The organism is Lysinibacillus sp. FJAT-14222, from assembly GCF_001278875.1.
In the GTDB taxonomy this organism is placed as follows: Bacteria; Bacillota; Bacilli; order Bacillales_A; family Planococcaceae; genus Lysinibacillus; species Lysinibacillus agricola.
Window position 1 is genome coordinate 1 of sequence record NZ_LIYL01000034.1, and the last position, 19,615, is coordinate 19,615.

At 37.4% G+C, this 19,615-nt stretch carries 18 protein-coding genes; all 18 read right to left on the bottom strand.

Going from position 1 to position 19,615, the window contains the following annotated elements; genetic code table 11:
• The coding region (locus tag AN161_RS14810) for a contractile injection system protein, VgrG/Pvc8 family (protein WP_277815950.1) at positions 1 to 944 on the bottom strand (944 nt) is incomplete at its 3' end.
• A gap of 33 nt (positions 945 to 977) precedes the next feature.
• On the bottom strand, positions 978 to 1,385 hold the full coding sequence (locus tag AN161_RS14815) for a DUF4280 domain-containing protein (RefSeq protein ID WP_053595117.1): 408 nt from the start codon (positions 1,383 to 1,385) through the stop codon (positions 978 to 980).
• Between the two features lie 227 nt (positions 1,386 to 1,612).
• Positions 1,613 to 2,164, bottom strand: coding sequence for a hypothetical protein (locus AN161_RS14820; protein ID WP_053595118.1), 552 nt, complete (start codon positions 2,162 to 2,164; stop codon positions 1,613 to 1,615).
• Between the two features lie 25 nt (positions 2,165 to 2,189).
• Positions 2,190 to 3,344: a pentapeptide repeat-containing protein gene (locus AN161_RS14825; protein ID WP_241774573.1), complete on the bottom strand. Its 1,155-nt coding sequence runs from the start codon at positions 3,342 to 3,344 to the stop codon at positions 2,190 to 2,192.
• Positions 3,345 to 3,367: 23 nt separating this feature from the next.
• Positions 3,368 to 4,792 carry a hypothetical protein gene (locus tag AN161_RS14830; protein WP_053595120.1) on the bottom strand — a complete coding sequence of 475 codons (1,425 nt, stop codon included), beginning with the start codon at positions 4,790 to 4,792 and terminating at the stop codon, positions 3,368 to 3,370.
• A complete protein-coding gene (locus AN161_RS14835; protein ID WP_053595121.1) occupies positions 4,789 to 5,487 on the bottom strand; it encodes a hypothetical protein in 699 nt (232 codons plus the stop codon). The genes AN161_RS14830 and AN161_RS14835 overlap by 4 nt, the downstream gene beginning before the upstream one ends.
• Positions 5,488 to 5,527: 40 nt before the next feature.
• Positions 5,528 to 6,301: a hypothetical protein gene (locus AN161_RS14840; RefSeq protein WP_053595122.1), complete on the bottom strand. Its 774-nt coding sequence runs from the start codon at positions 6,299 to 6,301 to the stop codon at positions 5,528 to 5,530.
• A 35-nt stretch (positions 6,302 to 6,336) separates the two neighbouring features.
• On the bottom strand, positions 6,337 to 8,985 hold the full coding sequence (locus tag AN161_RS14845) for a molecular chaperone (protein ID WP_053595123.1): 2,649 nt from the start codon (positions 8,983 to 8,985) through the stop codon (positions 6,337 to 6,339).
• Positions 8,986 to 9,007: 22 nt separating this feature from the next.
• Positions 9,008 to 9,703: an iron-dependent peroxidase gene (locus AN161_RS14850; RefSeq protein ID WP_082340115.1), complete on the bottom strand. Its 696-nt coding sequence runs from the start codon at positions 9,701 to 9,703 to the stop codon at positions 9,008 to 9,010.
• Positions 9,694 to 10,968 (bottom strand): hypothetical protein, encoded by a 1,275-nt coding sequence (locus tag AN161_RS14855; protein ID WP_053595304.1) that lies wholly within the window; start codon positions 10,966 to 10,968, stop codon positions 9,694 to 9,696. The genes AN161_RS14850 and AN161_RS14855 overlap by 10 nt, the downstream gene beginning before the upstream one ends.
• 4 nt (positions 10,969 to 10,972) lie before the next feature.
• Positions 10,973 to 12,619, bottom strand: a complete 1,647-nt coding sequence (locus tag AN161_RS14860) for a serine/threonine protein phosphatase (RefSeq protein WP_143114817.1) — start codon at positions 12,617 to 12,619, stop codon at positions 10,973 to 10,975.
• Between the two features lie 49 nt (positions 12,620 to 12,668).
• Positions 12,669 to 13,508: a protein phosphatase 2C domain-containing protein gene (locus tag AN161_RS14865; RefSeq protein WP_053595125.1), complete on the bottom strand. Its 840-nt coding sequence runs from the start codon at positions 13,506 to 13,508 to the stop codon at positions 12,669 to 12,671.
• 6 nt (positions 13,509 to 13,514) lie between these two features.
• Positions 13,515 to 14,042 (bottom strand): FHA domain-containing protein, encoded by a 528-nt coding sequence (locus AN161_RS14870; RefSeq protein ID WP_053595126.1) that lies wholly within the window; start codon positions 14,040 to 14,042, stop codon positions 13,515 to 13,517.
• A gap of 40 nt (positions 14,043 to 14,082) precedes the next feature.
• Positions 14,083 to 14,658, bottom strand: a complete 576-nt coding sequence (locus tag AN161_RS14875; protein ID WP_053595127.1) for an FHA domain-containing protein — start codon at positions 14,656 to 14,658, stop codon at positions 14,083 to 14,085.
• 36 nt (positions 14,659 to 14,694) lie between these two features.
• Positions 14,695 to 15,129: a DnaJ domain-containing protein gene (locus tag AN161_RS14880; protein WP_053595128.1), complete on the bottom strand. Its 435-nt coding sequence runs from the start codon at positions 15,127 to 15,129 to the stop codon at positions 14,695 to 14,697.
• A gap of 92 nt (positions 15,130 to 15,221) precedes the next feature.
• Positions 15,222 to 15,647, bottom strand: coding sequence for a hypothetical protein (locus AN161_RS14885; RefSeq protein ID WP_053595129.1), 426 nt, complete (start codon positions 15,645 to 15,647; stop codon positions 15,222 to 15,224).
• Positions 15,648 to 15,875: 228 nt separating this feature from the next.
• Positions 15,876 to 18,044, bottom strand: a complete 2,169-nt coding sequence (locus AN161_RS14890) for a hypothetical protein (protein ID WP_053595130.1) — start codon at positions 18,042 to 18,044, stop codon at positions 15,876 to 15,878.
• Positions 18,045 to 18,519: 475 nt separating this feature from the next.
• Entirely contained in the window at positions 18,520 to 19,428 is a 909-nt protein-coding gene (locus tag AN161_RS14895) for a serine/threonine-protein kinase (protein WP_053595131.1), read from the bottom strand.
• Positions 19,429 to 19,615 lie beyond the last annotated feature (187 nt).

The window sequence follows — 19,615 nt, forward strand, 5'->3', positions numbered from 1 at the left end:
GCCTCATCAATGGATAGGTGCAAGCGTACTTGATCCTTTTTGACCTCTAATACCTTACCCTCAATCGCTGTGCCTGATAAGGAAGGAATGTTTAGTCTTTCTTGACGAATACCTGCCTTGGACAGTAGATGATATTCATATGTAAGGACACCTTGTTGCATGCGGGCGATGGACTTTGCCACAACTAGCTCCTTCTTTTGGAGTTGGACACGGTCACCGAGTGCTAATGTTTTTTTGGACTCGATCACATAGGATACTGTATCCCGCTCCTCCATTGGTCGCTCCATGTCATTGAGCAGCGTATGTAAATACTTGGAGCGATCCTTGGTGATTGTATAGCTAGTAGCTGACAGTTTCTCTAATCGACCTTCTGGGAGACCGAACCATAGCTTAGGTTTATCGACATCTACTGCTGGTACAAGCACTGTTCGAAAATGCGAGGCCATGCGCTTTAGAAATTGCCAGTCTGTCTCCCTATATTGTAATATAAATTGCTTTAGAGGAGTAGCCTTTGATGCAGTGTCAATAACGTCTGCACCCGGATAGTTAGCGAGTACTTGCTTGAGCATGGCATTATACGTCATCTTGTCGTGCTGGAAAGAGCGAGCATTGCGTTTACAATCCAAGGTAAATGTAGATGACACCGCTTCTAACTCAATTTGGTACACGCCTCTCACCATACGAACGGCTACTTCGGATACTTGCCCCTTAAAAAGCGATCGCACACGCTGTCCATTGCGTTTTTGATAGAGTTCTATCCGATCTGAACTGCTGGCAATCTGCATACAGCGATCTTTTTTCTCCTCTGGGATGAATCCCGTAATTGATAACCTTGCATGGTCATTCATAGTTTGGGTCAAGCTGAGATCATGCAACGTCTGAACTTCATAGGGGGATACGAGTTCAAGCTCTCCGTATCCAATCACTTCCTCATACGTGTTCACATGAATACCCTTCTTTCCTCAGTGGATGATGGATTATTCTTGACCATCATCTTCTACCTTTATCGTCCCGCAATATATGCACATATTAGTAGATTGATTGATAAGCGCGGGAGAATTCTCAATCAACTGATCAGACTTTCCGTTAATCCATGGCATCGTGACCACTGGTGTACACGGCATCGGTTTCAAAACACCATTATTAGCCGCTGTTGCAGCTGCCACCGTAGGATTAGATAATGTTTGACATAAACCGAAGGGCTGAATATTGACATAGGGCTTATAATCCATCGTGTTCATCTTTGCCTTGTTTTTTGAGTAAACCCCATGGCTTACAGGCATTTTTAATATGCTTGTTTGATCACCTTGGGAGCACGATAATTTGGCACCAGCAACTACATAACTGTGCTGCTCATCACCTTTTGTCTGCATTTCATCCGCCATCGAAAACCACCCTTTCTAACAGAAACGTGCATTCACATCGCTTCACTTTGGCACACTCAAAAGCGAAAAAATACGTTACTATTTCCACTATTGAGAATTTTTATCGCGATACGTAAATGCCTAGATATCACTTAAAAACTAATCACTTTAGGTAATAATGATTTCGTCTTTTTTATCTTTGCCTTCTTCAAACAACTCTTTATGTTTTTCTTGCTATCGCTACTTACCTATGAATTTAGGGTCTCGTTCCATTTTCCTTCTGTTTGCACTTTGCGTAATCGAATACCTCGAAATGCTCGGCGCAACATACTTTCTGCTAGCTCTATATTGACAATGATATAATTCTCTTTAATACCTTCAATTTGAAAGAAGGTGTATGGTGCGGCTAAAGTCTCATCAATAACGAGCTTTTTCAGCGTTCCATCTAGATGGAATTCGGTTTGTGCTGAAAGACAGGCCACTTTTGGCGGAATGGAGAGCCAATATAACGTTTGTTTTAATTTCGGCATATCTACGAGAACAACTGGTTTAAATGGTAAGCGCGACTCATATTTCTCCACTAGCTGCTTCACTGGATCAGCTAAAAGAGCAATGGGCTTTTCGATAAAATCGATATAGTCATTTTCACTTTTATCTAAAACAGGAAATTGACGCTCGAGCTCCTCTAGCTCCTCCATTCTTTCCACTGTTAATAGTTCTTTTTTAATAATTTTTGATAGTCCAACTGGTTCTACAGCATTCGAGATACGCTCATCCTGAGATAGAATAAAATAGTTCATCTTTTAATCTCCTTTTTCACGACATCTATTTCCAAATGACACTCGCTGTTTGGAATGGATCTAGCTTCAAATATTCCCGTGCTTCCTTCGAGAACACAGCTTTTTCTAAATTGGCTCCTTCAAAATGAGCATTCTTGACGTTAGCCCCGATAAAGCAAGCACCTCGTAAATTAGCTAGTTCAAAATCAGCTCCCTCTAAATTAGCGCCGGTAAAGCGCACTGGGTGGTAGCCTGGCATTTCCCACTTCTGTCGATCAGTTAGTCCGCTTGCTCCCTGAGCTCGTTGGAACTTAGCACCTTGTAATTGACTATTGCTAAAATCCGCCTCATGGATTGTACTAAAGCTCAAATCAGCGTCCATTAGTTGACTATTCCTAAGATTGGCTCCAATAAGCAAGCAATTACGCATTTTGCTCTGTGCTAAATTCGTTTTCTGGAAAAAGGCATAGCGAATATCTAAGTCTTCATAGTTGCCACCAGATAGATTTAATTTGCTAAATACTTCATACGGATATTCATCCTCTAATTTTTGATCTAGCCAAGCCTTGATTTCTTCGATATCCTTCGAGGAGAAGTCCTCGCTATAGACAACTTCATTAACATCCATAAATTCACCTATACGAATTTCTACAACAGCATCTCGATCAAGTGCTAAATATTCTGGACATCTTATAATGTCTGGCAATGCATATCTAGCAAGGCTAATAACATATTGATGAAAATGAGATGCTTCCTTAAGCTTGATGTGCTCAATATCCGCTTGGGTAATGGCTCCCATGAATGTTTTGCTGTATAAATATAATTCCTCAGCAAATTGCTCTAAAAAGCTTAACGCCCAACTTGCATCATAGGTAGTTAAAATAGGACGCAGATCAAAGAACCATTCCTCATCTGTCCCCTCTACTAGATAGTGATGACGTCCCTCCAGTAGCTCTGTGCGTAGCATAGAAAATGTGATATGTCCTATTGGGCCTTTTTGTTGAAGAGATTGTTGCTGCTGTAGCTGATGACAAATGGTTTGAAAGGATTTTCTAAATTCCTCAGCAAGCTCATCCTTTGAAGCTTGGAAGAAATCCTCTAACGCCAAGAGATACTTCAACCGTCTTTTCTCAACTTCCGTTTCATAAAAATGCTGTAAAACTCCCTCTGCTTGCATATGTGTCTCCTTCTTTCTCTTCATTAAGAAACCCATCTATAGGGCTTTTAATTGGCCTTTACTTCTTTCCCGAAAATTTGCACACTGCCATCCATCATTATTTTACTTTCCTTGCATTTTAGTGAAATTTCTTCTTCCGCAGACAACAGAATTTTCTTGCTTGCATTGACTGAAATATCTGCCTCGGAAATAAGCTTAATTTCCTTTTTACTAAAAATTTCGATGCCGCTCGCTTCATTTAAACGGATAAAAATATCGTTATCTTGTGCTGTAATGACAATTTCCGTTGGACTCATCTTAATTTCTTTGCCAAAGGCTGTTCTGTAATATTTCGTCGAAGGATCATCTAGTTTATTGGTTGCGGTGCTGGCTAAATTTGTTCGAATCGAGCTACTAGCAATTCCCTCCTCCTCACGATGTGAAGGGAAATTCACTTGTACGAAGTCGTTAATTTCAGGCATACAGTACCAACCACTATGCCCCTCAGCCGTGTAAGGCGTTGCATAAAGGAACCAATGTGCCTTTCCTTTATCCTGTTTTTCATCAATATTTAAATGGACCTTTATATGATCCTTGGCTACCTCTAACACTTTACCGATAATGGAGACACCAGAAATTTCATCATTATATATTTCACTCTTGTTCATGCCATTCTTCGTTGAAAGTGTATAACGATGCTTAAGTAAGCCATCCTTCATTGACGTAGAGGCCTCACAAACATAGAGTGTTTGCTTATGAAATGTTACGTGGTCGCCTATGGCAAGTACCTGATCGGTTTCCACTTCATAGTACAAAAAGTCATGCTCCCCCATACCTTGATTGCCGTTATATGTATAGAGGAGATAGTCTGCTAGTTTTTTTCTTGTCGTGTAATGATAGTCTTCTAGCTTTCCTTTTGCTTTGCCAGCAGGGACACCAAAATGGAACTTTGGCTTATCAAAAGTAGCTGCAGGAACTAGTCCAGTGTTATAGCGGGAGGCAAGACGTTTTAAAAATTGCCAATCGGTTTCTCGGTACTGTAGGGTAAACTTGCCTAATTTCCCACCCTTTGTAGCCTCATCGATAATATCGAGACCAGGGTAATATGGACTCATGAGCTTGAATAGAGACGAATAGGTCAGCTCTTTATCTTGATAGGAGCGATTTTTCTTCTGAATATCGAGGAAGTAGGTGTTGGAGGCAGCCTCGACTTCGATGTAGTAAATACCCCGAATTGAATGTACCTTGACACCTAATATAACACCCTTAAATAACGGAGTAGGCGCACCTAAATGATCCAGCTGATTCACTTCAATGGCTGAATAGACCTCTGTCATTTCAACGTACTGATCTCGAACTTCCTCAGGTACGATACCCGTAAAGCGTAATGTCGCGTGCTCATTCATTTTCTTCGTGAGTGTAAGCTCTTGAATACTCACTAGTTTAAATGGCAGTACTTGAAGATTATGATAGGCAGTTACTACTCCACTCATCGTAATACTCCTCCTATCCTTCCGTTAGGAGCAAATTGCATCGTTTCCATCATCGCCCTTGCGATAGGACGCCAAGACTCGGTATCCTCCTCCATACAATTGAACGTACCGATAAGCGCTTGCCCATCAATCGATACAAAGAACATTAAATTAAAAATCTCACCATCAATAGCAGGTGTCATGACCTCGATAAAGCCAACTGTTTTGTTATCTATTTTGATAACATCTGTATCAAACCATTCTGCTGAAGGCTGTGCTTGCTCAAGAACGTCAATCATATTTTCCTGAAACTCAGCTACACCCTCATCAGGTAAAGAATGTGATGTCTTGTTGAAGGCTAAATTGATAGTAGATGATTCATCCGTATAAATAATATTTGGTCTTCGTTCTGACGGATATTTTAATGCGGCTAACTCAGCGGGCATGATCGAAAATATTTTCGGCATTCGGAACGAAATTTTCCCTTCCAGGACATGCTGATCAATGACCGGCACTTCCTGCTCGTCTATATTGACAAAGTCCTTGTAAAGGTCAATTGCTTCTAGCTCAGACTGTTCCTCCTGTAAAGGCTCCTCAGGCGGCGCTTGCTCCTCTTTTAAAGCTGCCTCCTTTTGAGCTAATTCATGTTGTTCCTGCTCTCGCATTTCATTTCTAAGAGCGATAATTTGTTCATCTAAAAATTTCAACCCATTCACCTTCCATTTCTTGAACGTTTTTTCATCAGTAGACCATCAGCTAGTCAACAATCATGCGCTTTGGTCGCCCTTGACTGTGCCCTGTCATACGACCACCGCGCTTTGATTCCACTAAAATACGGTTCAAGTATTTATGAATCTGACTATTAGAAAATGTTTGGTAATCAAGCTCTAGCCGATTACAAATATAGAAATCGATTGCATCTCGTTGAACCCGCTCCTGATTTATGCACTCTAAAGCAAAAGCTATATCATACGGATTCGCTGGGCGATTTTTTAACAGCTCTCGTGCAAAATAGTGCAAAATGATTGGATGGTAAGTGCTTTTTTGAAAACCTGCATACTGACTATGAAGATAATTAACCGTATTATATTCAGTCGCAAAATCGGAAAAATCAATATACTCTGAGCGCAGTTTGGCACCCGATTTTAATTTGAAGCGTGCTAACTCTAGCTCATTGTTTGCAAGCTCTATCGAATCATCTAGAACAATCTCTGTTGTGAGATTCCTAAAATCTAATTCATTCACTTCTTCAGCAAATCGTACTTTTAGAATCGTTTCACTTCCTGTTGCCTCATAAGGAAACTCATAGCTACTAGGCAGCGTATAGAGCTTTCCATTATGCTTGATAATGCCTTTTGTAATGATGAGGCTTGTATCTGCTACAATGATATTGGCACCCGCAATGATGCCATTAGAATAATCTTGGAAATATAAATCTAAAAATTCTCTTGGGTAATCTCGCAAATTTTCCAGCATTTCTCGCTTTAAAATGCGGCCCTTTTGAAAATGTGGATATTGATTGGCAAACAAGCTGTCACCCACCTCTTTTCTTGTTTTTCACTGTTTTACTTTAATCCATCAAAGAAATCCAGCTCAGACAAATCGGTTTCGAAGGCAAAGAATTCCTTGCTTCCGATAAACAGCTGTTCGTCTTTTCTTGCTACTGGAACTACGTGGAAGCCCCAATGGTCTTCGCCTGCAAAGACAAAGAACTTCACTTCTCCATTCGTGATGGAATCCGTCTCGTCCTGCGGAATTTTATCTTGATAGTGCATTGCAATATTGTCATAAAGAACAGGTGCATAATCCTCCTGACGATTTAAGTAAGTGTATTTATACGATGAGTGATCGTCGTTGCCTGTGAGGAAAAACTCCACCTCTTTTACACCCCATGGGCGAGAAATCGTACCGTGAATTTGATTCAATCTTTCTAAGCTACTAATCAGTAATTTTTCCTGACGATTATGTGTAAAGGCACTGACAGCATAAGGGACAACCGGTGCATGGTTCGTCACTTCTGTTTCAATCATGCCGATTTTCTTGGCATTTAAATAACGAAGCGCTCCCCTTAAACAAGCAAGCTTTAACTCTGGAACTTTACCGATATTTTCAGCCTTTTGTCTAAATTCAATGCTGCGTCCTGGTACAAATTCCTTTAAAGCCTCGCGAAATGCGTCTATTTTACAGGATTGTCCCGTCAATTTAATGATGGAATAGTCACTCAGTATGCCACTCTCATAAAATTCCTCTAAAAACTCTCGCACGATATCATAAATATCCGCCTTAATGAGATGATTGATTTCTTTAATGTTGAAAAAGACATTTGGAAAGTCGTAAACTTCCTTAAATTGATTGTTTTCTACCAACGACAGGCACCAGCGATCTACTGCTGTGACATTTAAATCACTATCGTGCTGCATATCGTTATCCGCATAAAAACGACTTCTTAATATACCTGTTTTGCGGAAAAATTCCTTCTTCATCTCTTCTGCCATTTCCCATAAGAAATAATAATTATTGCGAACACGTAGGTACTCATCACGTGTGCGATTTTCATATTCCTTAAAACGTGTAGGGATAATATATTCGGCATCTACAAAGGCTTTTTCGAATTGCTCGTACACTGCTTCAACGCCATGATCGTCTACATGTCGATAAATATCCTTACCTGGAATATCTATTAATGCATCGATATCATAATCATTTTTTCCTCGACTATAATAGTTGGCAAAAACGATTTTCATAAATTGGAAAATGCGATAGGTAATATTGTTACCACCAAAATTCGTATCTCCATTTTCATAGGTAGTATGAATATCAATTTTGTAAGAAATATGTCCGTCCTCTATTCGAAACTTACAAGAAGAAAGGTCTGTTGTTCCGCCTCCACAATCGATCACGAGCGCTTTATATTCCTTGCCATCGAGAAAACTATCATTCTCTATTTGATTGGCAATCGTATTATAAAGCACCGACATCCCTTCATCGAGAGCATGCTCAGTTTCGATTTGGTATTCGGGTAAAATCGCACGAAACATATCTAAAAATTGTGTTTTCAGCTTAACGGGACTGGAAATATGTAAATGCTTGAAACGACATTTAAATTGATGCTCCGCCATTCGAATAATATAAAGCATAAACTCTCTTAAAATTTGGCTACGTGGAACAAGTGCAGTATTCCCGTTAGCATCCATCACCTCTTCCAACTTGGCATAGTTACTAACCCATCGCTTAATACCTTGGAATTTCGTAGCCAATGATGTATAGCTATTTTTTTTCATCATTTTTAACGCTTCATAGCCGTAGTGATAGCCTACTTGGTCTGCATTTGAGCAATCTGCGACAGTCATGACCGTCGGCACTACTTCTATCCATTCGTTTTGATGAAGTGGGTCTGGAAATTGCACAAAATTGATGCTATTTAGCTGAATTCTGTTATTTAATAGATCATGACTACAAGGAGAGGTTACATAATCACTCTCTAAATAGACACCAGCCGTAGTATTTGTTGTTCCAAAATCAATGGCAAGAATGGCATTCGTTGTTTCCAGCTGTTTCATCTCTAAATCTGGTATTGGAACCTTATAGTAATGAAGATTTGTTGGCGGAAGTGGGGTCTCCTGATAATACGTCTTACAGATATACTCAGAATCTTGCTTTCTTAAAAAAATAAAGCTGTAGTTTTTATTGTTTGTCTTCCGTATACCAATTGCTTGGTCAGCAGCGAAATAGTATTGATTTGGGACTTCGTCGTCTTTAAGGATATTAAGGATGCCGCAAAGTTCCAGCTGCTCATTGACTAGCAGTACATTAGATTCAACAAGAAAACCGCCTGTTTCCACGAAATACTGATCGGGTTTATCAATCTTCATCCCGCTATATAAGCTCATTTTGGCAGGAATTTTAATGTCACCATTGTCAGACATCTGCGTTTTTAAATACTCTTGCATGGCCGCTTCTACTCGTTCAAAGCCCCCATCCTTTTTTTCTCTAATGAGAGGGTTTTCTTCAGAGCCACGGTATCTTAAAATCTTGTCGATTAACTCGTCTCTTGTCAGTGTATTAATAAGCCCAGTCACAAGCTTTTCCTTATAGCAAATATTTCTAAGCTGGAAGGTTGTCATTTCCATTAGTTCTACTCGTGTATAGGTCATATATTTCTTTTCTGTATTACGCTTATTGGCATACAGCTTATATGAATAGTTAGTTGTCATTGGAATCCCTCCTCTTCCCTATTTAGTAAAGAGCTATTCGATCTAGCTTCATCGTTTCCTCTGCATCAATAATGCCAAAATGATATTGCCAATAAACCTCCATATGAAAACCTATTGGCAGAAACATTTCTTGTACAAGCTGTACCTTTCGCTCATTCTGTGCTGTCTGCTTTTGACGGATGTATAAAAGCAGCTCATCCTGGTCCTCCGATTTCACATAAATCATGCAATTTTTAAAGAGCCTTTTCAGCGTATCCTTTAATAAGTAAATTTCTTCACCTGTCCGGTACAGTCTTAGCATGTTGAGTGCAACTATTTCTTGCTCCTTTTTCGTAAAGGCATGAATATTGTCACGCACCAATGTACCAAATACATCGGCCTTGATTTCCCTTAAGATAAAACGAATATAGAACTCTCTCTTATTCATGCCCTGCATACGATCAATTTCAGCTAAAAAATGCAATCCAGTATCTAAAAGATAATTCCTAAACTCTATATCTGAAGTATGATCAGGATGGAAAAGACCATTAAAAATTCCGTAATAGCGATAATACGGATTTACTTCAACGTGCTGGTCAACATACTGTGCATTTAATAGTTGTGGACTTAGTTCCATATAAGGTGAATAGGCTTCGGCAAGATGAAAATAAATATCCTTTTTAGAAAGTCCTTCATCCTCAGCTTTAATGAGCAAATCCCAAATATAGTTCATAGCCACACACCTACACATTCATATTCGAAGAAATGTCGTTGCACTTCTGATACGAGGAAGCTTAAAATATCGTTTGCGATAAAGTTTCTCTCCTCATTCGCCTTAAACTTTAATAGCATCGTTTTTTTATGATTATTTTCTCCTATCACTTCCGTTAAGAATGTGTTCACAGAGTGCGTAAAGCTTGTTCCTGAGAAAGAGTCCACTATTTCGACATCTACAAGCTCAAATCGAATAGCTGCCTCAAAGGAGTTAATCATACGAGTAATTTCGCCCTTCGTTTTAACAGTAGCCGTATGCTTGTTAGCGAATTTGTGTATAAAATGCTCGATTCTTCGATTTGATACAAGCTCGTAATTTAATTTTCCGATCTTTTCATCTTCCATTTTTGCAATTTTGATTAGCTGCCAAACCCCTGACTTATCCTGGGGTGAAACAATGGTTAATTCATTGTCTGAATGTTTAACGTAACGAACATTATCCTCTTCGGCCTCAACAAGATAGCCATGCTCATTTCCAATTTTACGTACGGAAAGGACATGTTCAAAATTCACCTTATCGATAGCAGGAATGGGAAACCCGACATTTTTGACCTCATGGCGTTCAATATTCCATAGCGGAACCATATTTAGGCGTTTTTTGTCCTCATACTCTTCTAAATCAACGATTATTTCAGTAATTTCAGCATCCTCATGTAAAGATGGGCAATCTACTAAATTGACATTAAAAAATTTATAGACGAATGGATGATTAATGGTTTTCCAAGGTAAGCCGTTTATTTGGAAGAGAGGATATAGCTTGTTCATCTCTTGTAAATAGGCCGTATTTTGAGTAAGGCTAACTTTAATCTCTACTTGTCCTTCTGTCGTTACTAGCTTTCCATTAAAGAGTCTCTGCTCAGCAAGCAACTGTTGAATTTGTAAGGAATCACATGCTAAAAATAAAGTGAACAGTACTGCTGGTTCATTGTATTTAAGTGATTCAAGCAGTTTTTTTATATGGATTGATTTACTTTCTAAATCAGCTGGTCGCATCGGGAATAAGCATTCATGAATAGGGTCAACATCCTCCTTAGAACTTAACGTCACAAAAATATCAAACCTATTCTCAGCATCATCTATTTCATTGAATACGCGGTCTTCAAGCCTTTTGTTCATTTCATCCTGATAGTCGATTAAATTTACAAAAACGCCACTTACAATATCCTTTAGCAGTTGACGTTGCTCTAAATCCTCTATTTTGCGTAACCGTTCAATCATGAGCTCTTTCATCAATTTATTTTCCCTCTTTCATCACTTCAGCATCAGTTGGCTCACTAGCAGCTGTCCCTTCATTCGTAGGCGGAGCTGCCTGATCAGATGGCGCTGTATCGGCAGCTGGTGCTTGAGGAGGCGGATTTAATTTATCATTGGCGTTCATAACCTTTCGCTCAAGACCTAAAACCTTCGACAGCAGCTCTGTCTCCTGATAAATTTCCTGTGCAAGTGTATAATATTCAATTGCTTTTCCAAACTCTTGGCGTGCATAGCTCTGATCTCCGCTTTTTTCTAAGCCTTCAGCCTTTAATTCCTTCTGGGCCTTTTTCAATTCAGCAATTTTAGCCTCTGTATCTTCTATTTTTGTCTTTATTTCAGGTTCGCCAGTATAGGCAATTGTCAGGGCTTTTTTTCTTGCCTTTTGATACGTTTCAAGTGCCCCATTGTAATCCTCTGCCTCAAATTGAAAATCTCCATCTTTCACAGCTTCAGCAATTTGTACAATGGTATCCATATTTGCGATTCTTTGTTCAACTACTGCTTTCCCAAAGTCTTTTATAAGCTTTCCTTCTTTTTTAGCCTTTTCATATGACTCTAGGGCATCGTTAAATTTACCTTCTTCCGCTGCTTTATCTCCACTGATAATCAGATCGGTAACTCTTAATTTTTTAGCTAGTACATTTCTATGTATTGGATCCTTCAATTTTTTGGCCGCATTTCTGCCTTCACTATATTCCAGCAGTGCCTTATCATAAGTTCCATCTTGAAAATAAAGGTTTCCGCTCTTTTCATGATCTTTCATCTCGACGGTCAATTCAGCCATTTTTTTGGCTTGCTTTGCCTGATAAAAAATCGTGCCTCCACCTACGACCAAAGCTAGCACTAATGCAGCTGCAATCATTTTGATGTATTTCATTTTTTTCTTATTTGTTTCCTGATAAACCTTATTAGCAAATATAGCTGCGATTGTGTAATTATTGACAACCTTCTTTTGCCTGCTTAGCAGTACCTCTTCTAATACATCAATGTATTTCTCAGGCTCTTTTGCATCTTCCAACGCATCTGCCATTTCAATTTCATTGACATCCTCCCAAAAGCCGGCTGTACAAAGCACTAGTACATCGTCATCCATTAACTTTATTTTCTTTGAAACAAAAGGCTGGAAATCTTTTGGTTTGCCAAGATAATTTAATAAATTAGTTCTTTCCTCGTGCTGGCTAATATCGAGCGAACGGTTCCTATCATTCACTAGCTCTTGCGCCAAGCTTTGATCCGTGCTTTTAAACGTTAAAGTCCCATTACGGAAATGATATAATCTCGAATTTCCTGCAACGGCAACAATCATCTTTGAGTAATCTGAGACGACAATGACAATACTAGCCTTCAATCTCACCCTTAAGCTTTGAGCTTGAAGAATATCTTGTGCATATTTTAAGTAATGTTTAATTCTCCGTCTGGACATGGATGGCTTTTCCATAAATTTTTCTAAAATTGCCTTTACAGCAAGCTCAGCACTACTGATTTCCTGATCTGAATCTAGCCCTTTTACAGCTACCCAGCAGGCTACATCATCCAGCTCTGTATAGGCAAAGTAATCTTTATTTTGCAAAAATGAGCCCGCTTCGGATAAAAAGCTTGTTTTAAAGTTGCTATTTTCCTTTCTCATGATTACTCCTCCTTATTTACTGACTCATTTATAGACACACGTAAAATGATTACCATGTTTTTTCTAAAATAACGATGGTTGCATTATCTTGATTTTTTAAGCGTTTTTGTTCAACGGCTTTTATCATGTCTTGAGCAATATCATAGGGAGTAGCTTGCTGAGAAAGAATTTTCTCCATTTCAACCTCTGTTAAAGTATCATAGACGCCATCACTAAATAGACATACTTTATCCCCTCTATTTAGCTGAATCGGACTTTTTCCTATATCCATATTTTTAAAGCCTTCATACCCTAAATAATTGATAAGTCTCTTTTTCAAAGGATTTTCCTGCACCTCAAGCTGAGATATTTCACCAGATATATATCGCTCAGTTAACACTGATTCAAAAATATGCTTTTGATTGATGGCCTTAAATTCTCCATTTCGAAAAATGGTAATGACACTATCTCCAACGGCTCCCCAGTGAAGAAATCCGTTATCATCAATAACGGCTGCCACTAATGTAGTACCGCCATTCGAGCCATTTAAATTTTCGACAATCATATGATTACTTGCTAAAGCGGACTCATTAAAAAATTTTTCTAGAGTATTTAGACCGCTCAGCTTTTTAAATTCTTCAATAAATGTATTGACAGCTACCGTACTTGCCATCCTACCGTTTGCTAAACCACTGATACCATCTGCTAGGACAGCAATTATCCCATCACTCGTTTCTGCTGTAGAGAAATAATCATCTTGCTCATCACGTCTGCCAATCGTTTGACCATTTCCGATTTCTATTTTGTTTTTTTCATTTTGTTGCGCAAGCATGTTTCGAATGATTAATAATGCAATGAGTACAACGATAAATATTACCGTAATTATGTATGGCAGTAGTTTCTGATCCATTTGTCATCATTCCTCACTGTTGTTGTTTTCCCATTCAAAATGAACACCACATAAGGGAATAAAAAGAAACATACTTCTGCCTAACTGAATGACATCATACGCTGCTAACTCTGTTGGTGTATAAATCGCTTCATTATTAAGATAAGCTAACCCTGATGCATCTCCAGGAAGTAGATAAAAATTCCTTTTTTTAGGATCATAAACAATGACTGCATGGTTACGCTGAGAAATCGAATTATCACCAACAATACGAATGTGCATATCCTCAGCTCGACCAATAAAGTTTTTTTCCGATAAAATTCGATAGTCTCGACCCATTTGAGGCCCTTCAATACAAACTAACCATCCCGTTACTGGATCAATTCCATCCATTTCTCCGAGATATGGCATTGTTTTATCATCTACCTCTGCTACAGCTGTTTGCTGACCACTAGGTCTTTGCTCCTGTTCCACCATTACATTGCAATATGGACAAACATTTCTATGTCTTCTAGAACTAAACATGTGACCATTTGTACATCTAATCAAACTCATTTTCGCTATCCCCCGTCTATGTACGAATTTACTTGTCTCTCTATTTCACTAAAATTCGCGTATTTGCTATGTATATCGTGTCTCCATTACCGATTGGGTAAGGGCTTTCGTGTTTTATTCTATTTTTAACGCGCTTATGAGCTTTTTTTATACCAACACCATTGACCGAATCAATATCCTCTATGTACCATACTCCAGAAACATTATTTAATACGGCATGTTCATAGTTGATAAGCGATTCATATTCTGTACCGTTTAAATCGATATCTGCCTTATTGTCAGCTGAACTTTTCCCAATAAGTAATGATGTTTGGTCACCTATCTCCCATTCATCTATTTCAACTCCTCGTTCATTGAGGAGAACTAATTTTCGAATTTGCTTGTTTGTCACATCGTAATTTTTATCTCTTGCTTCATACTTAACAGAGCCATAAATAATTGCTAGTATGACCAGCATTAGTCCAATAATTGTTTTCAAAATAAAATCCTGATTCATGACAAATACGTATAGAATGAAAAAGAAGGCGATTGTGACAATAATGATATCCATAACTTTTATAATCATTTGTTTCTTTGCGTTTTCAGTGTATGCATCCATTGAATTTTGACCATACATGGTATCACACTCCTTCATACTAGCTATGGCTTCGTTTTACTTATTAAAAAAACGTTCAAATAAATCAGTTGTATCTAGTGGATTCTTCTTTGCATTCTTGTTAAGGGCTGATGACATTTCCTTTGTTTTAGGATTAAAGCCAAAAAAATGTTCAAAATTCTTTTCAATATTGTCCATATTAAAATCTGGCTTTTTTTCAGTAGACTGTTGGCGTGAAGATTGTTTTTCATGTGTCTGTCTATCATTCCAACTTTGACCAGCTCCATCTAGTCGAGCATCATATGCCTCTCTGGAAGCTTGATCCTTCAGTACTTTGTATGCCTCTGTCACTTCTAAAAAAATCTTTTCAGATTCTTTGTTTCCACCGCTCACGTCTGGATGATGTTTTTTTGATAGTTTTCGATAAGCGAGCTTTATTTGTTCTTGCGTGGCGTCTCTACTGACACCTAAAGTTTCATAATGCGTTTTCATAGTTTTCATCCCCAGTATTAGGATTATTCAAAATTATCTAAGGAACTATAAAAGTCCCTTAGATAATGTGGTGTGTCTATCAAGCAGTAATCTTAGACAGCGTAGCCGCCTTCGATTTTCGCCAAGTCTGTTTTGTCTTTCTTTTGCTTAACGAATAAGTAGAATTCACCAATACCTTCTGTATCACCATACTTTTCTGTATAGTCAACGACAAAAGCATTTGGGAAATGAATTTTTCTTACTACTTGATCAGCAGAAACAACCTCTAAAGTTACTTTACGGTAACAATCAGCCTTTTCAGCTGGTACTAATGACCATAATCCTAATTTCATCGTATCATCAGAATTATCACCATCAGTTGCAGTAAGGATTTTACCTCTTATTTTTAAAGTTGCTCCTACATCTGTAGAACGTGCGTTAGAGTCATCTGGAGTGTCTGTTTCATACTCAACAGCCATAATGCTATCTAACCCTAGTTCAATTGCTTCTGATCCTTCTACTTTTAATACAAAACCCATTTTTAGTACCTCCTAATATTTGTTGAATCGTCTCAAAAAACTGCTTTAGGTGAAAATTATAACTAGCTGTATACATTCCTCCATGCTTCATGCAAATACATCAAGCATGAAGAAATATGTAATTTTTTCACCTTGCAATTTATGGAAGATTCTTATTTATGTTAAAAGATTTATGAATAAATCTTAAACATACTACTTAAAAAGTTTTTGATTGTATGTGTAAACTTGTTAGGCCTTAACAGCACTACTTGCCTTTGTAATCATGACTTCAAGATTCTTCACATTACCGTTAAACACTAGGTCAATCTGACATGTGCTTGTTTTTTCATCGATAATGTAGCCGATGTCATCTCCATCGTGAATAATAGAGTTTACAAAGCCTTTATCATTAAGCCATTTGCTTTTTTGACTACTTGGATTATTACTAAAGAATCGAACGATATTTTCGTGCTTAAAGTCACCTGATTGGAATCGTAGAATTCTTTCAATATACGTACTAACTTGAGTTTTGTAGACTGAATCAAATCCGTCTTCTTCCATTGCTAGACTTCTAGCTTTATACACCGTAATACGTTTAATGTCTTTATCTTGAAGCTGCGCATTTTCCGAAGAGAATACAAAGCCGAAGCTTCTGCTGTTAATAGCATCTTTAATATTATTAGTAAATCCTGAGATTTCTTTTGCCATTGTTGTAACGGCTCGAAGTGAATTATCACCAGCTTCGATATCGAAGCGTACACCAGGATAATTTCTTTGAACTTTCTTGAATGAATCTTTCAAATATTCTGGACATTGATAAGCTGAAACAATACCTGCTGCTACATAGCTGGCACCAACATAGACGCCCTCTATCCAAAGCTTTAAAATATCCTCTTTTTCTTTAGATAATCGTGCTCCATTTTCTGTTGTCTGCATTCTTGTATCAATGATCACACCTGATTTATCTTTAGGAATAATAGTGAAGTTCGGTAAACATGGTATCGCAAACTCACTATATTCTTTTCGAACAAGCACTGAGCATTTATCGATAAGACGATCAATACCTGCTGTTGCAATTCCACTGAATGTTGTTTCTTCTTCTGCCATGAAGTTGAAGAAAACTTGTACTTTATAATCTTTCACAGTATCTAGAAGGGTAGTTAACGATTCCATTGTATTGCCTTCTTGCTTAGCAACTTTATCGTTCCCTTTAAATCTAGATCTGCTTACTTTCATTTTTCCGGATGCCTCTAGTTCTAGGGCAGGGACAATTCCATACCATACCGTATCTGTAAAGTCATTTTTGGAGTTAACCGTATTTAAATACGTGCGTAATCGTGGTAGATTATTACTTTTAACGAGCATATCCAACTTTGTGTTCGTTACAAGTAACGAGGGCTGCATACCTTTGTTTTTAGTTGCATACTGATCAAAGTACATTTTTACACCTAATAGTTTTTCAACTAATGGCTTTACTGTTTTGACAAATTCATCCTTAGCATCCTTATAGAATTCTAAGTATGTATTATAGTTTTGCACCTCTGTCTCTACATCAAATTCAGCCTTCACAGCTGGCAATGGAGAGAAGGTTCTTACGACTAAATCTTTGACGTAGGAAGATGGTGATTCTGTAATCTCTTCATAATCCTCTTCAAAAACTGTGCTTAAACCATAGTTACTATTTTCTTCAATAACCATCAGTTCCGAGCTATTATTTTGAGGCGCCTCAATGATTTTTAATTCACCATTGTCACCAATAGAAAGTGTCCCAATTTGTAATTTTTCGGATTCATCTTCATCCTGATTAGCACCCAATAATAATCTTGTTTTAATATCTTCGATTGCTAAAGGGAGCATCGCCATGACATTGTTGTAATTTTTACTTGCTACTTCGAACATCAGGTTTAGCTTATCCCCTGTATCCAATTTTTTTGGATCGCCGTCATCTAATTTGTCATATTCACCGTATAGGTAATGGATTTCTTTTCTTACTTGTCGAATGTCGTCCATAACCTTTTTAGGAGAGATCATATCGAGCAGATTTTCAAATTTAAAATCTACATTCGCAATGCCCTGACTTCTTTTTGTATCGATGAGGGTGAATAACATCTTTAAAAAATCATTATTTTGGTCAATTGCTATTTCAGAAATACAGTCCTCTTGAATTCCTTCAGGTTTTTTTAATGTATACATTACCTTTTGGTTAGCAGCATTATAGAATGAATAAACCGTTGGAGAAAACTTATCTAAAAATTCGTCGAAGCTTTTGACAAGTAAATATTGATTAATCTCTTTAATCTTTTCATCACTAAGACTGTCAATCCCTTTTACATCTCCAACAAGCGTAATTAAATCCATTTTTTCCGGATTAATTTCCTCAAAGAGCATGGTTCTGTTTGTTTGACTAATAATCTCCATTCAGTCGGCTGTATGATTATACAGCCATCCCTCCTTTTATAACGAATTTCGTATAAGCATAATCATTAGTGAGCAGTAAATAGAAATTAACTATTGAGTTATAAAATGGTAATAAAAGATAAAAAATTTACAGTTGTTATAACTAAAATTGTATTCTAAGCGTCTTACTTCTACATCACTGATGACATTATGTATCACAAAAGTAACTATACAATATCTAATTTTATTGTCAATATTTTCATTAGAATATTTTGGCAAATTATATGTATGCAACTGGGTGAATGGTAAAAAATATACATTAATATTTTCGTGCTATTTTAATCAAAAATGTGTATGCATTCATTCTTTTTTATTAAAAAAACAGCTTATGGTGTATTTTTCATACCCTATAAGCTGCTTCGTAAGCTCTTACCTTTAACTGTAAAATGATAACATAGAATTACTTTACCTAAATTATTGGTTAGTTGGAATCATTTTACTTAAAATAGTTCTTTATCCTATTGACACTACCCTCAATAGTAATTACCAATTTCATATATTTTAGTGAAGAGCAGCGTTTCTTTGCTTGTACTGCCAGCCCCCACATGATGGTTTTGGATAAAAGAATACTCACCTTTTTATTATACGTTCTTACATCTCCAATTTTATCCTCTATTAACCGCTGCGATACATCAGGTGGAATAACATTTGTCAAAGAAAAATAAAATGTTGCTGCTAAACTATAAATATCAGTATATACACCTTGCTCAGATATAGTCGAATATTGCTCAAGAGGGGAATATCCTGGACTCGTAAATATTTGATAATCTTCAGCAGTTTTATAATAAATTGCGGAACCAAAATCTAGTAGATATGGATTACCTTTAGAATCAATCATAATATTATTTGGTTTAATGTCACGATGGAGTATGCCTTTTTCGTGTAAATAACACAAAGCATTCATTAATGGAAGTAATATGCTAGCGTATAAATGGTCTCTATCATTAATAGGAAAATCCTTTAAGTATTGATCTAATAAAGTTCCTTCATAATACTCCATACTTATATAAATCGACCCATTTTCCTCAAAGTGGTCAATATATTTGACGATATTATGATGATTTATTTGCTGCATAATTAACGCTTCATTTAGAGAAATGGCTTTTAATTCCTCGAATTTCTGCTTTGTTGAAGGCAAACGATTAATAACTGTTTTATTATCTAAATCCCGCAAAGCAATGTCATTTGGAAAAAACTCTTTAATGATTAGCTGATTCCCTTCATGCGTATTTTCTGCAATATAAACAAAGGATAATTTACTAGTAGCAATCACTTCTTTTATTTTATATGTATCGTTCAGAACACTGTTTGCCGGTAAGCTCAATTCAACTTGAGTCGCTTGCATTTTTAATCTATCATCCCTTTCAACACAATTTGTTCCATTTTTAGCACGAAAAATTTAATTTTTTAGACCATCACCATAACGTGTAGTTGAGTTCCGTTCCGATTGGGCGCTTTGTCGCTGACGCTTCGCTTTCGCGCAGAGCAAAGCTTCCTGGGGGCGTCCGACGAGCCGCTTCGCTCCAGGGTCT

Bases quoted from the DNA above. Each gene is read 5' to 3' on its own strand.
- AN161_RS14815 (WP_053595117.1), bottom strand. From the start codon at position 1,385: ATGGCGGATGAAATGCAGACAAAAGGTGATGAGCAGCACAGTTATGTA.
- AN161_RS14820 (WP_053595118.1), bottom strand. From the start codon at position 2,164: ATGAACTATTTTATTCTATCTCAGGATGAGCGTATCTCGAATGCTGTA.
- AN161_RS14825 (WP_241774573.1), bottom strand. From the start codon at position 3,344: ATGAAGAGAAAGAAGGAGACACATATGCAAGCAGAGGGAGTTTTACAG.
- AN161_RS14830 (WP_053595120.1), bottom strand. From the start codon at position 4,792: ATGAGTGGAGTAGTAACTGCCTATCATAATCTTCAAGTACTGCCATTT.
- AN161_RS14845 (WP_053595123.1), bottom strand. From the start codon at position 8,985: ATGACAACTAACTATTCATATAAGCTGTATGCCAATAAGCGTAATACA.
- AN161_RS14855 (WP_053595304.1), bottom strand. From the start codon at position 10,968: ATGAAAGAGCTCATGATTGAACGGTTACGCAAAATAGAGGATTTAGAG.
- AN161_RS14860 (WP_143114817.1), bottom strand. From the start codon at position 12,619: ATGAGAAAGGAAAATAGCAACTTTAAAACAAGCTTTTTATCCGAAGCG.
- AN161_RS14865 (WP_053595125.1), bottom strand. From the start codon at position 13,508: ATGGATCAGAAACTACTGCCATACATAATTACGGTAATATTTATCGTT.
- AN161_RS14870 (WP_053595126.1), bottom strand. From the start codon at position 14,042: ATGAGTTTGATTAGATGTACAAATGGTCACATGTTTAGTTCTAGAAGA.
- AN161_RS14875 (WP_053595127.1), bottom strand. From the start codon at position 14,658: ATGTATGGTCAAAATTCAATGGATGCATACACTGAAAACGCAAAGAAA.
- AN161_RS14880 (WP_053595128.1), bottom strand. From the start codon at position 15,129: ATGAAAACGCATTATGAAACTTTAGGTGTCAGTAGAGACGCCACGCAA.
- AN161_RS14885 (WP_053595129.1), bottom strand. From the start codon at position 15,647: ATGGGTTTTGTATTAAAAGTAGAAGGATCAGAAGCAATTGAACTAGGG.
- AN161_RS14890 (WP_053595130.1), bottom strand. From the start codon at position 18,044: ATGGAGATTATTAGTCAAACAAACAGAACCATGCTCTTTGAGGAAATT.
- AN161_RS14895 (WP_053595131.1), bottom strand. From the start codon at position 19,428: ATGCAAGCGACTCAAGTTGAATTGAGCTTACCGGCAAACAGTGTTCTG.